Origin of the sequence: Actinomadura sp. NPDC049382 (assembly GCF_040677125.1) — a bacterium.
In the GTDB taxonomy this organism is placed as follows: domain Bacteria; phylum Actinomycetota; class Actinomycetes; order Streptosporangiales; family Streptosporangiaceae; genus Spirillospora; species Spirillospora geliboluensis.
Window position 1 is genome coordinate 74,423 of sequence record NZ_JBFARO010000015.1, and the last position, 15,027, is coordinate 89,449.

At 73.0% G+C, this 15,027-nt stretch carries 7 protein-coding genes; 1 reads left to right on the top strand and 6 read right to left on the bottom strand.

What is annotated here, in order from left to right; translation table 11 throughout:
- Positions 1-2 precede the first annotated feature (2 nt).
- Entirely contained in the window at positions 3-3,197 is a 3,195-nt protein-coding gene (locus AB0K34_RS12755) for a family 78 glycoside hydrolase catalytic domain (RefSeq protein WP_364547900.1), read from the bottom strand.
- A gap of 136 nt (positions 3,198-3,333) precedes the next feature.
- On the opposite strand from AB0K34_RS12755, the gene AB0K34_RS12760 reads away from it, so the two are divergent.
- Positions 3,334-3,681 (top strand): DUF1801 domain-containing protein, encoded by a 348-nt coding sequence (locus AB0K34_RS12760; protein WP_138634464.1) that lies wholly within the window; start codon positions 3,334-3,336, stop codon positions 3,679-3,681.
- Between the two features lie 39 nt (positions 3,682-3,720).
- On the opposite strand, the gene AB0K34_RS12765 is transcribed toward AB0K34_RS12760, so the two are convergent.
- The 5 genes from AB0K34_RS12765 to AB0K34_RS12785 form a co-directional block, all read right to left on the bottom strand.
- Complete coding sequence (locus tag AB0K34_RS12765) at positions 3,721-6,495, bottom strand: family 78 glycoside hydrolase catalytic domain (RefSeq protein ID WP_171068854.1); 2,775 nt, start codon at positions 6,493-6,495, stop codon at positions 3,721-3,723.
- 155 nt (positions 6,496-6,650) lie between these two features.
- Positions 6,651-8,069 (bottom strand): L-fucose/L-arabinose isomerase family protein, encoded by a 1,419-nt coding sequence (locus AB0K34_RS12770; RefSeq protein WP_138634458.1) that lies wholly within the window; start codon positions 8,067-8,069, stop codon positions 6,651-6,653.
- 18 nt (positions 8,070-8,087) lie between these two features.
- Positions 8,088-10,298, bottom strand: coding sequence for an alpha-L-rhamnosidase C-terminal domain-containing protein (locus AB0K34_RS12775; RefSeq protein WP_138634455.1), 2,211 nt, complete (start codon positions 10,296-10,298; stop codon positions 8,088-8,090).
- Between the two features lie 9 nt (positions 10,299-10,307).
- Complete coding sequence (locus tag AB0K34_RS12780; protein WP_138634452.1) at positions 10,308-12,839, bottom strand: alpha-L-rhamnosidase C-terminal domain-containing protein; 2,532 nt, start codon at positions 12,837-12,839, stop codon at positions 10,308-10,310.
- A 136-nt stretch (positions 12,840-12,975) separates the two neighbouring features.
- A complete protein-coding gene (locus tag AB0K34_RS12785) occupies positions 12,976-15,027 on the bottom strand; it encodes a bifunctional aldolase/short-chain dehydrogenase (protein WP_364547907.1) in 2,052 nt (683 codons plus the stop codon).

The following is a 15,027-nucleotide window of genomic DNA, read 5'->3' on the forward strand; positions in this document are numbered from 1 at the left end:
GCTCATGAGGTGCGCCCTTCGAACGTCCAGTCGCCGGAGCCGATCTCGAAGACGGCGCGGCCGTTCTCCACGCCGATCCAGCGTGCGTCCCGGGGCGCCGTGGGCCTGGCGGCCCCGGCGGGCACCGGGATCTCCACGCGCGCACCGGTGCCGGGCGGGACGGTGACGTCCAGGCGGAGCTTCCTGCCGGTGCGGCGCCAGGACGCCGCGGCGTGCCCGCGCGGTGTCTCGTAGGTGGCGGCGGCGCGCGTGACGTCGCCGACGACGGCCGGCCGGACGAGCAGCGTCTCGAACGCGATCGAGTCGTCGGTCTGGCCGAGGCCGGCGAGCCCCGCGTGGAACCACTCGTCGATGGCGCCGAGCATGAAGTGGTTCTGGGAGTTCCCGGAGGTGGGCCCGTCCCAGTTCTCGGTCAGCGAGGTGGCGCCGTGCACGACCTGGTAGCCGTAGCTCGGGTTGCCGGTCTGCGTCGCGAACGCGTGGATGACGTCGTCGCGTCCGGCCGCCGACAGGACGTGGAACACCGACGGCAGCGCGATCTCGCCGACGGTGAGGTGGTAGCCCTTCGCCTCGATGCCGTTCACCAGGTGGGCGAGGACGGCGTCCTTCTTTCCGTCGGGGACGACGCCCATGTCGAGGGCGAGCGCGTCGCAGGCCTGGCTGCCGGAGCCGTAGGTGTCGCCGGTCGCGTACTTGGCGTTGAACGCCGACCCGATCTGCCCGGCGAGAGCCTCGTACTTGGCCGCGTCGGCGTCCTTGCCGATGACCTTCGCGATGCGGGCGAGGGCGGACACGGCGCGGTGGTAGCCGAACGTGGCGGTGACGCCCTTGGGCGTGCTGTTGTCGAAGGTGATCCAGTCGCCCAGGCCGTAGTCGAGCAGGTGCCCGTCCGCCTTGCCGGACAGGTAGTCGACGTAGCGCACCATGTTCGGGTAGTAGGTGCGGAGCGTCGCCGTGTCCCCGTAGGCGCGGTACATCTGCCAGGGCGCGAAGACGATGACGTTGCCCCAGTTGGGGTCGTCCCTGAACCCGCCGGAGAACACCGTGAACTCGGGCGCGATGTCGGGGACGAGGCCGTCCGCCGTCTGCGCCTCGGCGATGTCGCGGACGATCGCGCCGTAGTAGGCGGCGACGTCGTAGTTGCGGGCGACGGCGGGGAACACCAGGTTGGCCTGCTCCAGCCAGCCGAGCTTCTCCCGGTGCGGGCAGTCGGTGAGGACGGAGTACATGTTGCTCTGCACCGCCCGGTCGATGATCCGGTGGATGTCGTTGAGCAGGCCGTGCGAGCTGGTGAACGAGCCCGCGCCCGCGTTGCCGGCGCGCAGCACGATCCCGGTGACCGTGCCCTCGTCCGGCGCGGACGGCAGCCCTTCGAGCTGCAGGTAGCGGAAGCCGTGGTAGACGAACCGCGGATGCCACGTCTCGGTGCCCTCGCCGGACAGGGTGTAGGTGTCCCAGATGGGCGAGCCGGTGGTGTGCTGGCTGACGGTCCCATCGGCGTTGAGCAGCTCGCCGGGGCGCATGGTGACCTTCGTCCCGGCCGGTCCGCTGACGCGCAGCTTCGGCCAGCCTGCGAAGTTGGTGCCGAGGTCGACGACGTACACGCCGTCCTTCGGCTGCGTGATCTTCGTGGTGCGGAAGGTGCCGACCGGGACGATCGGCGGCGCGGTGCGGGCGGCGAGCCGGGCCGTGGGCGCGGCGACCCGCACCGCGTCCGACCAGTCGCTCGGGGTGCGGCGCGCGTCGTGGTCCTCGCCGCCGTACCAGTTCGTGAAGGTGGTCGCGCCGAGGGCGGTGCGCCAGGACGCGCCGGAGGCGATGACCTCGCGCGACCCGTCGGTGTAGGTGATCTCCAGCTGGCCGAGGAACGCGGGCTTGCCGTCCGACCGGGTGAGCTTCTCGTAGCGGCCGGGCGTGGGCGGGACGTGCGCCATGCCGGTGCCGAGCTCCACCTGCACGCGGTTGCCGCCGCGGTGGAGCAGCCTCGTCACGTCGTAGGTGGAGTAGACGATCCGCTCCTTGTACGCGCTGTACGGCGGTTCGAGGACGGCGTCGCTGACGGGCCGCCCGTTCACCGTGATGTCCAGGACGCCGAGGGCCGTCGCGTAGAGGCGTGCCGAGCGGACGCGCTTGCCGACCGTGAACTCTCGCCTGAAGACGGGGAGCGCCTCGGGCTGCCGGTGCAGCGGCGGCGGCGCCTCCTGCCCCTCCACCGCGGCGGCCGTGTCGAACGCCGTGCCGTCGCCAGAGGTCCGGACGGTGAAGTCCTCCGGGAAGTTGGCCGTCCTCCCGTCGTCGGTCGTCACGTCGGTGCGCGGGTAGAGCAGGACGCGGTCGAACGCCTTCTCCTCGCCGAGGTCGAGCTGGATCCAGACGGGCTCGGCGAGGTCCTGCTCACGCCGCTCCATGCTCGTGTAGCCGAAGGGGGCGGTGTCGCTGGTGAGCGAGCCGTCCGTGACGGCCTTCGGCTCCCACTGGCCGCCGACCGTGTAGCTCTCGGACGCGGTCACGGCCGCCCCGGCCGCCAGGTTCGCGCCGGACGCCCCGTCCAGCACCTGGATCTCGGCGAGCTGGAGCCGCGACACCTTGTACGGCCAGCCCTCCTTGATCGGCAGGCCGAGCCGCGTCACGTCCAGCCGGACGTAGCGGGCCGTCCGCGCCGGGAACGTGATCACCGCGGGCGACGGCTCGGGGTCGGCGGACCACGCCGCGTTCCCGATCCACTGGGCCGTCCAGTCCGCGGCGGCGAGCAGGCCCATCTCGAAGTGGGACGGCTCGCTCCACGCGGACGCGCGGCCGTCCCCGTCCCACACCCGGACCTGCCAAATCGCCCGCTCGCGGGACTTCAGCGCCCGTCCGGCGTAGACGGCCGACACGGCGGCGCCGCCGACCTTGCCCGAGTCCCACAGGTCGGGGCGATCGAGGCGGTCCCGCGACGTGGCGACCCGCACCTGGTACGCCGACTGGACGGCGTTGCGCGGCCCGGCGGTGAACCGCCAGCTCAGCGTCGGCCGCTCGGCGTCGATCCCGAGCGGCGACGGCAGGTGGCCGACCTGCAGATCGGCGGGACGCAGCGTCCGGGCCTTCCCCGGGGCCGGCGCCGCCGACGCGGGCAGAGCGACCGCGCCGCCCGCCGTGACCGCCGCCGTGGCGACGCCGCCCGCCTGCACGAACCTTCTTCTGGACAACTCGTTCATCTGAGGCTCCTCAGCCGTCGTTCGAACGGGGGGTGGGTGACTGGAGCGGGAATTGGTAAGAGATATTGACCGTCAAGATTCGTGACTATATGGTGGGACGCACGGAACGCACCACCGCCTCGAAGGGACCCACGTCATGGGCAGCGAGATCGACACCTATGCCGCGACCAAGCTCGACCCCGAGTACGCCGAGATCCTCGCGAAGCTGCGGGCGCTGATGGCCGAGGAGGCGCCGGACGCCGCCGAGTGCCTCACCTACGGCTCCCCCGCCTGGCGCGGGACGAAGGTCCTCGCGGTGATCAGCCAGAGCAAGACCCACCTGACCTTCGCCTTCGAGCGCGGCGCCGAGTTCGAGGACGCGCACGGGCTGCTGCAGGGCGTCGGGAAGAAGACCCGCCACGTCAAGATCAAGACGCTCGACCGAATCGACGAGACGGCGCTGCGCGACTACATCGGCCAGGCCGTCCGGCTGGACCGGGCCTGACGCGGGCCTTCCTCCCGGCTGCTCGCTCATCCGGGCGCCTCAGCGGTGGTCCGAGTGCAGGACCAGGTGGCCGGAGCCGACGGTGAAGACGGCGTAGCCGTCCTTCATGCCGGTGAAGCGGGCGGCGCCCGGCCCGGAGACCCGCACGTCGGCGGCCGACCGCGCCGGGACGTGGATCTCGGCGCGGACGTTCACCGGGACGTCCACGGCCAGCGAGAACCCGCCGCCGTTCCGCTTCCAGGTGACGCGGACGTCGCCGCGCTGGACCGGGACCGTGCCGGACGCCCGGTCCAGCCCGGTCAGCGGCGGCCTGACCCGGACGGCCGCCGACGCCGGGGTGGTGACGGTCACGCCGAGCAGGGTCCGCTGGATCTCCACGAGCGAGGTGGCGCCCCACGGGTGGGACAGGCTCTGCCCGGTCTCGCGGGCGTCCCACGACTCCCAGGTGAACGTGCCGCCGCGCGCCAGGATGTCGCCCCAGCCCGGCCCTTCGGTGTCGGTGAGGCGGGTGACGACGTCGCCGGGGCGTCCGGCGAGCGCCTCCAGGAGCCGGTGCGCGGTCATCGGCCCCATCCGCAGGCCGAGCCCGGCGATGTACGACTCGACCGCGCCGCGCGACTCGGCGGGGGCGACGCCGTAGGCCAGCGCGTAGGCGTTGGCGATCTGCGAGGCGTGCGCGCTCTGGGCGCCGTCGGCCTTGAGCCCGTCGATGTAGACGCCGTCCGGCCGGCGGAGCCTGGCGTTGATGCTGCCGGTGAGGGTTCCGGCGTCGGCGCGGAACGCGGCGGCGTCGCCGGCCTTGCCGAGCGCCTCGGCGGCGCGGGCGGTGGCGTTCAGGACGTCCACGCCGAGGACGTTGATGACCGTGCGGGCCGCGGTGTCCATGTCGTGGCCGTAGCGCATGGTCGCGGGCCAGTCGATGATGCCGTACCTGTACTGCCCGGACCCTCCCTCCAGGTTCGTGACCAGGCCCGTCCCGTCCGCGATGTAGCGGCGGACGTATCCGGCGACCGCGCTCATCACCGGGTACGCCTCGGCCAGGGTGGCGGCGTCGCCGGACTGCTCGTAGTACTCCCACACCCAGCCGGGGAACATCTCGGTGTAGTCGGGGATGTCGCGCTTGCCGTCGCCGTTGGGGTAGACGGCGTTGAGGCGGCCGTCCGGCCAGTACCGCGCCTGCGAGGCGATGAACTCGCGGATCGCCTGCCGCGTCAGCCGCCGCTCCCCGTAGGCGCCCATCATCGCGGTCGACACGTCCACCGAGTCGCCGAGGAACTGGCCCTTCTCCCGGGTCGGCGTGTCGACGAACTGCGTCTGCGACCCGTACAGCGCCGACCGCGCCATCAGGTCGTAGGCGGCGTCCACCCCCGCGTTGGACGTGCGCAGGTCGCCCTTGCGCGTCACCTCGTCGTGCTGGACGACCGCCGAGATGCCGTCCGGCTCCGCGCCGGAGCCCGGCGCGATCTCCAGGTACCGGAACCCGACGTAGGTCAGCGGCCGGAACGTCTGGTCGCCGTCGCGCTGGGTGTAGCCGAAGCCGAGGTCGGTGTCCTGGTTGTCGTCCTTGGAGCGGGAGACGGTGCCGTCGGCGTTGAGGATGTACGAGGCGTGCATATCGACGTGCCGTCCCGCCTCGCCGTCGCGGAAGCGGACGACGGGCACGGCCGGGATCACCGTGCCGAAGTCGGCGACCAGCGCCCCCGACTCCAGCCGGGTCACCTTCACCGGCCGCACCGCGCGGTGCGCGAGCGCGGTCTCCTGCGCCTTGAGGTGCGTGAAGCCCGACGCCGGGTGGACGCCGACGACCTGCGGGGCCTGCCAGGCGGAGGCGTCGAAGCCGGGCGCGTCCCAGCCGAGCGGCGCGGCGGTCCCGTCGATGTCCTCGACGTAGTCGCCGGCGTCGCCGTTGCGCTTGGGCGCCTTCTTCCACGGGCCGCGCGCCACCTGCCACGTCCCGTCGGTGACGACGGTCTGCCGCGTCCCGTCGGCGTGGTCGATGACGAGCCGGACCAGCAGCCCCGGCTCGCCCTTCGGCCGCCCCTGCCCGGAGCCGTACCAGTGGTAGAGCGCGCCGATGGTCGCGGCCTGGCCCGCCTTCAGCTTCGCGGTGACGTCGACCGTCCGGTAGTAGCCGTCGTCGGGGTACTCGAACGCGGGCCCGTGGTCGACGGTCTCGCCGTTGAGGTGCAGGGCGTACTGCTGGCCCGCGGCGATGTGCACGCGGGCCCGGACGACCTTCGACTTTCCGACGGTGAAGTCCTTGCGGGCGAGGGTGTAGTCGTCGGCCTCGCCGGTGGTGCGGCGGATCCAGGCGGCCCGCCATTCGCCGTCGGCGAGGCCGGTGTCGAACGCGGCGGGCCGCGCCCAGGGAGAGCGCTTTCCGGTCCTGTCCCAGGTCCGGACCGTCCAGGTGTAGGACGCCTCCGAGGCGAGCGCCGGCCCGGCGTACCTCACGTACTCCTGGGCGCCGGAGCGGACCCGCCCGCTGTCCCAGACGGTCGTGCCGGACGCGTCCCGGACGGCGATCTCGTAGGCGGTCTGGACCTCGCCGGGGTCGCGGTCGCGGGGCGTCCAGCCGAACAGCGGCGCCCCCTCCACGTTGAGCGGGCGGGCCTGGTCGCCGACGGTGAGCCGGGCGGGGGCCTGCGGGGCGTGCCCGGCGCCGACGGCGGCCTGCGCCGTGCCGGGCAGCGCCACCGCGGCGGCGGCCGCACCGGTCAGCGCGGCCAGTCGAAAGGTCGTGGAGCGGAGAGGCTTGGTGCGAAAGGTCGTGGTGCGAAAGGTCGTGGAGCGGGACGTCGGGGAACCGGTCATGGCGTCCTCTCTGAACTGCGCGGGGGTGGGCGAGGGGGCGTCGTCCGCTTCCGGGCATGCCGAGCGGGACCCGCGGCCGGCCGGGGCCGGTCGCGGGCCTGCGCCCGTCATCGCCGTGGGGCGGATCCCCCGATCACGCCGTCAGAGGTGGTCGGTCAGGGATTCACATGGACGAGTTCGATCTCCAGGAGGTCGGCGAGCGCCGTCAGGTCGGCGACCATGTGGCCGGTGCCGAGGGCCCAGTGGTGGGAGATGCCGGAGGCGGACCACGCGTCGGTCCACTCGCCGGGGTCGCAGCCGAAGTCGACGCGGGACGTGGTGTTGCCGATCTGCAGCAGCGGCCCGTCCACGGTCTCGCCCTCGGACGCGACGAGCGCGAACCGGCCGTCGCGGCGCTGCACGATCCCGAACGCGGTGACGGGGCCGTGCTTGACGTCGAACTCCACCGACACGCCGTAGCCGCGCTTGCCGTGGTAGACGCCGAGGCCGCGCAGCAGCGGCCGGCGGGCGCTGATCGCCAGGTGCGCGGGCCCGTCGTGGCCCATCTCGACGTGGCCGCGGTGGAAGTCCAGCGCCTGCAGCTCGGTGAACGAGCCGCCCGCGCCGAGCCGGTCGGCGATCAGCATGGCGAGGGACGTGCGCAGCTCGTACTCCCCCGCCGCCGGGACGCCGCGCGCGGTGAGCAGCGACGCGCCGAGGATCATCCCGGCGCCGAGCCGCTCGTGGATCTCGCCGTCCAGGCCCCGGTGGTAGTAGGCGAGGCTGTCCAGCGCGAAGTCGGCGGTGAGCCGGTCGAGCCCGACCGCGACGCGGGCCGCCCACGTCAGGTCCTCGTCGTTGACGGACGCGTCCAGCTCGAAGACCTTCTCCGCCTCGGCCTTCTTCGCCGCGGTCTCGGCGTCGGTGACCTTCTCCACCCGCACCCGCAGGTCGTCGAACTCCAGCACCTCGACGTGGCCGCCGAAGTTGGCGCTGACGAGGGTCAGGTCGGTGGAGACGTCCAGCATCCCCGGGTACAGGTGGCCCATCAGGCCGTGCCGGCCGCGGCGCAGCGCCGCGCGGACCCCGGCGGCCCGCACCCAGCGGCCGATCTTCGCCCAGGCCCGCTCGTCCTCCAGGTAGCCGGACACGGAGCGGAACGGGACGCCGCAGCGCTCGAACGCGTTCGCCATCTCCGGCAGCGGGCAGGCGCCGCAGTAGGCGAGCCACTGGCCGGTGTCGAACGTGGCGTGGTCCATCGACTCGGTCGGCTGCAGGTTGATCAGCAGCACCGGCGCGTCCGCCCGCTGCGCGACCGGGACCAGCATCGACGCGGTCATGTAGGTGGTGAGGAAGCCGACGATGATGTCGCAGCCGGCCGCGCGGAGCCGCTCGGCCGCCGCCGCGCCCTCCTGCGCGTCGGAGATGAAGCCGACGTCGACGACCTCCGCGCCGAGCCCGCGCATCCGCTCCGAGACGCGCTCGGCGGACCGCTTCAGCTGCGGCAGCAGGTCGGGGAACTGCGGCCAGTAGGCGCCGAGCCCCCCGGCGACGAGGCCGACCTTGACGGGCGGCGGCGCTGTGATGTCTGCCATTCCTCTCCTTTTCTCGGACTAACGGGCCGTGAGAATGTGGCGCCCGGCGGACGCTCCGTCCACGTAGACGTACCTGCCGTCGCCGGACACGCCGCGCGCGGTCGCCTTGCCCCCGGCCCAGACCGTCCGGCCGTCGAGGGTGACGCGGCGGGTGGACGGGCCGACCGGGACGGCCAGGCGGCCCTCGGTGCCGCGCGGCGCGGTGACCTTGAGCTGGAAGCCGTTGCCGGTCCTGCGCCAGGACGCGGCGATGTCGCCGTGCGGGGTCGGAACGGTGCCCTCGGCCCACGCCAGGTCCCCGGTGAACGGCACCACGGCCCAGGAGGCGTACCCGGGGGCGGCGGGCCGCACGCCGAGGACCTTCGTGCTGAGCGTGACGGTCGGCTGCGCCGCCCAGCCGTGCGCGAGGCTGGAGAACTGCTTCAGGTTGGGGGTGCCGTCCGGCTGCATGTGCTCCCAGAACGTCGACCCCGGGTCCTGCCGGAGCTGGTGGCCCCAGTAGTTGCGGATCAGCTCCAGGCCGGACGCGTCGCCGGTCTCCAGGCGCGCGTCGGCTTCGAACCCGCTCGGCAGCGGCGCGTAGAACGGCGGGAGGCTCGGGTTGGGGGTGGACTGCGAGACCGTCAGCGATCCGATGTCCGTCCAGTTGTTGGCGCGCAGGTAGGCCAGTGCCCGCTCGGCGCGGTCGCCGCCGGCGATGCCGGTGAGGACGGCGGTGACGTTGCCGTCCTGCGGGTAGGCGCCGGGGATCTCGCGGGACAGCCGGTAGGCGCCGGCCTTGTCGTCCCACAGCTGGTCGTTGACGGCCTTCTTCACCTCGGCGGACCGGGCGGCGTAGGTCCGGGCGGCGGACGCGTCGCCGCGCGCCTTCGCCATCGCCGCCATCTGCTGCAGGTTGCGGGCGTAGAGGGCGTTGACGTAGGTCTCGTGGCCGCAGTTGGAGTAGCCGTAGTGGCCGCAGGAGCCGGACTCCTGGAAGGCGATCAGGCCCTTGTCGTCGCCGGCGCGCACCGACTCCAGCCAGGCGGTCGCCTTGGTGAGCTGCGGCCACCACTTGTCGAGGTAGGCGCGGTCGCCGGTGTACCACCAGTGGTCGTACATGTTGGTCACGAACCAGGTCACGTACTCGCCGTAGGTGCGCAGCTCGTTCTGGTTGTGCTGGCCGACGAGGCTGGCGGCGGGCACGTAGCCGTCCGGGAGCTGCTGGGCGGCGAGCGAGGACAGCGAGTTGTCGACCGCGCCCATGTCGTAGGTGCTGACGTAGGCGACGGGCGCCTGGACGGCGAGGTCGCCCTGCCAGACGATCCGGTCGCGCTTGCCGCCGTCGTAGATGACGGAGGTGTTCGGGTCGGCGTGCGGGACGGGGGCGTCGGCGTGGTCGCCCTCGCCCGGCGCGTACGGCCACTTCTTCGCCGTGTTCGGCGCGCCGGTGTTGATCTGCACGGTGTAGGCGCCCGCGTACCAGACCTTGTTGAGCAGGTCGTCGCTGGAGAGGAAGTGGCCGCGGTAGCCGTCCAGGTCGCGCTGGTCGGGCGCGGCGGTGAAGTCCAGCGAGACGGCGTCGATGTCGACGCTGCCGGGGCCGTCGAGGAAGAGGGTCGCGTAGCGGAACCCGCCGCGCAGCGCCCCGTCGCGGACGGTGCCGGGCAGCGCGACGCCGTCCAGCGGGAGGGCGTGGCTGTCGGTGTCCTCGGTGTAGGGCTGGCCGGGGAAGCCGTTCCAGATGTTGGCGGTGTCGCAACCGGGGGCGATCTTGCCCTGGCCGCCGTTGGCGTCGGGGGCCAGCGCCATGTACTGCACCGATTCGGAGAAGCAGGCGCGCAGCTTCGGGTTCCCGGTCGCGCCCTTCACGCGGACCTTCAGGTGCCCGGCGACCTCCTTGCCGAAGTCGACGATCAGCAGCGGGGAGCCCGCCCGGTCGGCGGCACCGGTGAGCCGGACCGACGCCCCGCCCTTCTTCAGCGCCCCCTCCGGGGAGCCTTCGATGCCGCCCTGCCGCGGGTCGGCTTTGAACACCTTGACGGGCTTGACGTCGCGGCCGGCCGGGGCGAGGACGTAGGGCCGCCACTGGCCGGGGCGCGGGGTGTAGGAGTCGTCCTGCCAGGGGCCCTTCGGGTGCGGCGCGGCGACGGCGGGGAGCGCGAGCGAGGCGGTGCTGGTGACCGTGAGGGCGGCGGCCACGGCGGCGCGGACGAGGGAACGGCGGACGGTCTTGGGGGGAACCATCATCACTCCAGGTCAGCGGGAGGCGGTCAGGATGGACGTGCCGGTCAGTCCGGGGACTTGCACGAGACCGTCGCGGACGGTGACGCCCGGCTTCACCGAGCGCCCGTCGCGCCACACGACCTTTCCGTTGACGCGGACTTCGGCGGCGCCCTGCGCGGGGACTCCGGCGGTGGCGGTGGAGCCGGAGGGCGCGGCGACGCGGAGCGTGAACGTCCCGCCGTGCCGCTTCCACGCGGCGGTGATGTCGCCGCGCGGTGTGGGGACGCGTCCCTCGGCCCAGCGCAGGCCGTTCACCGGGTGCGGCAGGACGGTGAACGTCCCGAAGCCGCCCGACGTCGGGGCGACGCCGAGGACCTGGTTGGTCAGGAACGACGTCGGCGCGGCGGCCCACCCGTGCGACAGGCTCGTGTAGGAGCCGAGCTGCGGCGCGCCCGCCGGGCTGACGTTCTCCCAGAGCGTGCCGGGCTGCGCCTTGCCGAGCATCGGGTACCAGGTGCGGCGCAGCAGCGACATCGCGCCCGCCATGTCCTGCTCGGCGGAGTGCGCGAGCAGCGACTGGGAGGACACGAACGGGCTGATGTACTGCGGGACGACGCCGCCGGGCTTGTCGACGGTCAGGTCGCCGTGCGGGTTGGCGAGGCCGTCGCCGAAGAACTTCAGCACCGCCTGGGCGCGGTCGCCGGTGGCGACGCCCGCCACGACGGCCATGGCGTTGCCGTCCTGCGGGTGGTTGCCGTCTGACTTGCTGACCTTGTAGGCGCCGGCGGCCGGGTCCCAGAGGTGGTCGTTGATCGCCTTGGCGGTGCGGGCCGCGTGCTCGCGGTAGGTCTTGGCGAGCTCGGGCTCGCCCTTGGCCTCGGCGGCCCGCGCCGCCTGCCCGAGCACCTTGACGTACAGGGACGAGACGTACGTGCCGCCGGCGTCGTTGCCGTAGCCCCAGGTCCCGCCCGCGCCCTTCATGGTGAGGAGCCCGTCGTCGCCGGCGTTCGACTCCAGCCACGCGACGTTCCTCTTCATCGCGCCGTACCACGTGGTGAGGAAGTCGCCGTCGCCGGTGTAGAGGTAGTGCGTCCAGTAGTTGTCGACCCACCAGGCCGCGTACTCGCCCCAGTTCATGTTGTAGCCGAACTCTTCGGTGAGGTAGAGCCCGGGGATCTGGCCGTTGGCCGCCTGCCCCTTCGCCATGAACGCGACGGCGTTGGCGGACGGCGCCGACTGCCCGGTGGTCAGGTACGACACCGCGTCGGCGACGGCGTTGTCGCCGCCCCAGATCATCCGGTCGCGCTTGGCGCCGTCGCTGATGATGCTGTCGCCGTCGCCGACGATCGCGTCGTTGCGGACCGGTCCCTCCTTGCCGGGGTAGGGGCGCCCGGTCGTCGGGTCGATCGTCGCCATCTGCACGGTGTAGGCGCCCGCGTACCAGAGCCGGTTCAGGGTGTCGTCGCTGGACAGGAACGCGCCCTTGTAGCCGTCCAGGTCGGGGTTGGCGGGGTCGGCGGTGAACTTGAGCCGCAGGTCGGACAGCTTCACCTCGCCGGGGCCGTCCAGGAAGACCATGAGGTAGCGGAACCCGCCCCGGATCACCGGGTCGGTCATGGCGGTGCGTCCGGCCTCGGTGTCGAGGTAGTGGGTCTCGGTGGCGAGGCCGACCGGGTCCTGGCTGTAGTCGGACGCGGTGGTGAGGTACTGCGCGCTCTCGCTGAACGCCAGGCCGAGCCTGGGCGTGCCCTTGCGGACGTCGGCCGTGACCTGGATCTGCCCGCCGACCTCCTTGCCGAAGTCGTAGATGACGTAGGGGCGGCCGTACTCGTTGGAGGTGAGCGTGGTGCCGCCTTGGCGAAACGCGCCGGATGGGTTCTGGACCGTCCCGCCGTAGGGAGCCGCCGGGGCGCGGCCGCCCTGCTGCAGCGTCCAGACGGCGTGGATGCGGGCGCCCGGCCCAGGGTTCGCGGTGTTGCGGAAGGTGACCCTGATGTCGCCGGCGGAGCGGACGAGTCTCGCCGGGACCGCGACGTCGTAGTGGACGAGGCCCGCCTTGTCGCCGCTCCACACGCCGGCCTGCGCCGGGTCGGGCTTGCGCTCGTGGACGACCTCGCCGTTCACCAGCACCTCGTAGTGGGCGGTGGCGCTGCCCGCCTCCTCTACCCGGAGGGTGACGGGGCCGTGCCCGGGCGCGACGCGCATGCGGTAACCGAAGCCGGCCCCCGCCTTGGCACCCGTCTGGCGGGTCATGACGCCGTCGGCCTTGGCGGTGGTGGACGTTCCGGCGTCCAGGTCATGCCCTTCCTTCTCCGATGTCTCGGAGGCGGCGGTCACGTGGTCGGCGTTCAGCCCGTACGACTCGGCGGCCTTCACCGGGCGGACCGTCCGGCCGGAGGGGGCGAGGATGTAGCGGTCGGCGCTCGACAGGGACGGCAGTCCGAGGGGGTCGCGGGGCGCCGCCGCGGCGGCGCCGGCCGGTACCGCGACGAGGGCGGCGGCCCCCAGGCTCAGGGAAGTGATGACGGATACGCGGGATCGGGCGAACCTTTTCGCTGGTGACATCGTTATCCTTCCGGGTTCCTCTTGGTAGAGCGGGCCCGACGGGACGGCCGGTGGCTCGGACGGGTGGTACCGCCGCGGTGGTGACAGCACCGCGGCGGTGTGGTCCGGGCCATCGGCCGGCCCTTTGCGGCGGTGATCAGCGCAGGAAGGCGGCGGCGACGCCGGCGTCCACGGGGATGTGCAGTCCGGTGGTGTGGGTCAGGTCCCCGCCGGTGAGGGCGAAGACGGCGGCCGCGACGTGCTCGGGCAGCACCTCGCGCTTCAGCAGCGTCCGCTGGGCGTAGAACTCGCCGAGCTTCTCCTCCTCCACTCCGTAGACGGCGGCGCGCTTGGCGCCCCAGCCGCCGGCGAAGATGCCGGAGCCGCGCACCACCCCGTCGGGGTTGACGCCGTTGACGCGGATGCCGTGCTCGCCGAGCTCGGCGGCCAGCAGCCGCACCTGGTGCGCCTGGTCGGCCTTGGTGGCGCCGTAGGCGATGTTGTTCGGCCCGGCGAACACGCCGTTCTTGGACGCGATGTAGACGATGTCGCCGCCCATGCCCTGCTCGACCATCACGCGGGCGGTCTCGCGGGACATCAGGAACGAGCCGCGCGCCATGACGTCGTGCTGCAGGTCCCAGTCGGCGGCGGTCGTGTCCAGCAGCGGCTTGGAGATCGACAGGCCGGCGTTGTTGACGACGAGGTCCACCCCGCCGAACGCCAGGACCGCTGCGCGGACGGCGGCGGCGATCTCCTCCTCGGAGGTCACGTCGACCGCGACGGCGATGGCGGCGTCCGACGCGTGCAGGGCGCCGGCGCCGAGCTCCGCCGCGACCTTCTCGGCGGCGGCGAGGTCCCGGTCGGCGACGACGACGCAGGCGCCCTCGGCGGCGAGGCGGCGGGCGGTGGCGGCGCCGATGCCCGAGCCGCCGCCGGTGACGACCGCGACGCGGGTGGCGAGCGGCTTCGGCTTCGGCATCCGGCGGAGCTTGGCCTCCTCCAGCTCCCAGTACTCGATGCGGAACTTCTCCGCCTCATCGATCGGCGCGTACGACGACAGCGCCTCCGCGCCCCGCATCACGTTGATCGCGTTGACGTAGAACTCGCCGGCGACCCGCGCGGTCTGCTTGTTCGCGCCGAAGGAGAACATCCCGACGCCGGGCACCAGCACGATCGCCGGGTCCGCGCCGCGCATCGCCGGGGAGCCGGCGGTGGCGTGCCGCGCGTAGTACGCCGCGTACTCCTCGCGGTAGGCGGCGTGCAGCTCCCTCAGCCGGGCCTTGGCCTCGTCGAGCGGGGCGTCCGGCGGCAGGTCCAGGACCATCGGCGCGACCTTGGTGCGCAGGAAGTGGTCCGGGCAGGACGTGCCGAGCGCCGCGAGCCGCGGGTGCTCGGCGCGGGAGACGAAGTCGAGGACGGCCTCGCCGTCGGTGTAGTGCCCGACCTGCGGCCGGTCCGTGGACGCCAGGCCGCGGATCAGCGGGAACAGTTCGGCGGCGCGCGCGTGCCGCTCGTCCTCCGGCAGCGTCGGGTGGATCACCTCGCCGAACGGGTCGGCCTTGCCGTGCTCGGCGATGTACGCCTCGGCGGTGCGGATGATGTCGAGCGAGTTGGCCTTGCACTCCTCGCTCGTGTCGCCCCACGCGGTGATGCCGTGCCCGCCGAGGATCACCCCGATCGCCTGCGGGTTGGCGCGCCTGATCTCGGCGATGTCCAGGCCCAGCTGGAAGCCGGGCCGCCGCCACGGCACCCACGCCACCCGGTCGCCGAAGATCCGCCGGGTCAGCTCCTCCCCGTCGGCGGCGGTCGCGATCGCGATGCCGGAGTCGGGGTGCAGGTGGTCGACGTGCGCGGCCTCGACCAGGCCGTGCATGGCGGTGTCGATGGACGGCGCCGCGCCGCCCTTGCCGTGCAGGCAGTAGTCGAACGCGGCGACCATCTCGTCCTCGCGCTCGACGCCCGGGTAGACGTCCACGAGGGCGCGCATCCGGTCCAGCCGCAGCACGGCCAGGCCCTTCTCGGTGAGGGTGCCGAGGTCGCCGCCGGAGCCCTTCACCCACATCAGCTCGACGTCGCGGGCCGTCACCGGGTCGGTGACCGTGCCCTTCGCGGACGCGTTGCCGCCCGCGTAGTTGGTGTTGCGGGGATCCGCACCGAGGGTGTTGGCGCGGTCCAGCAGCTGCTCCACCTCGGGCGGGGTGGAAGTCAT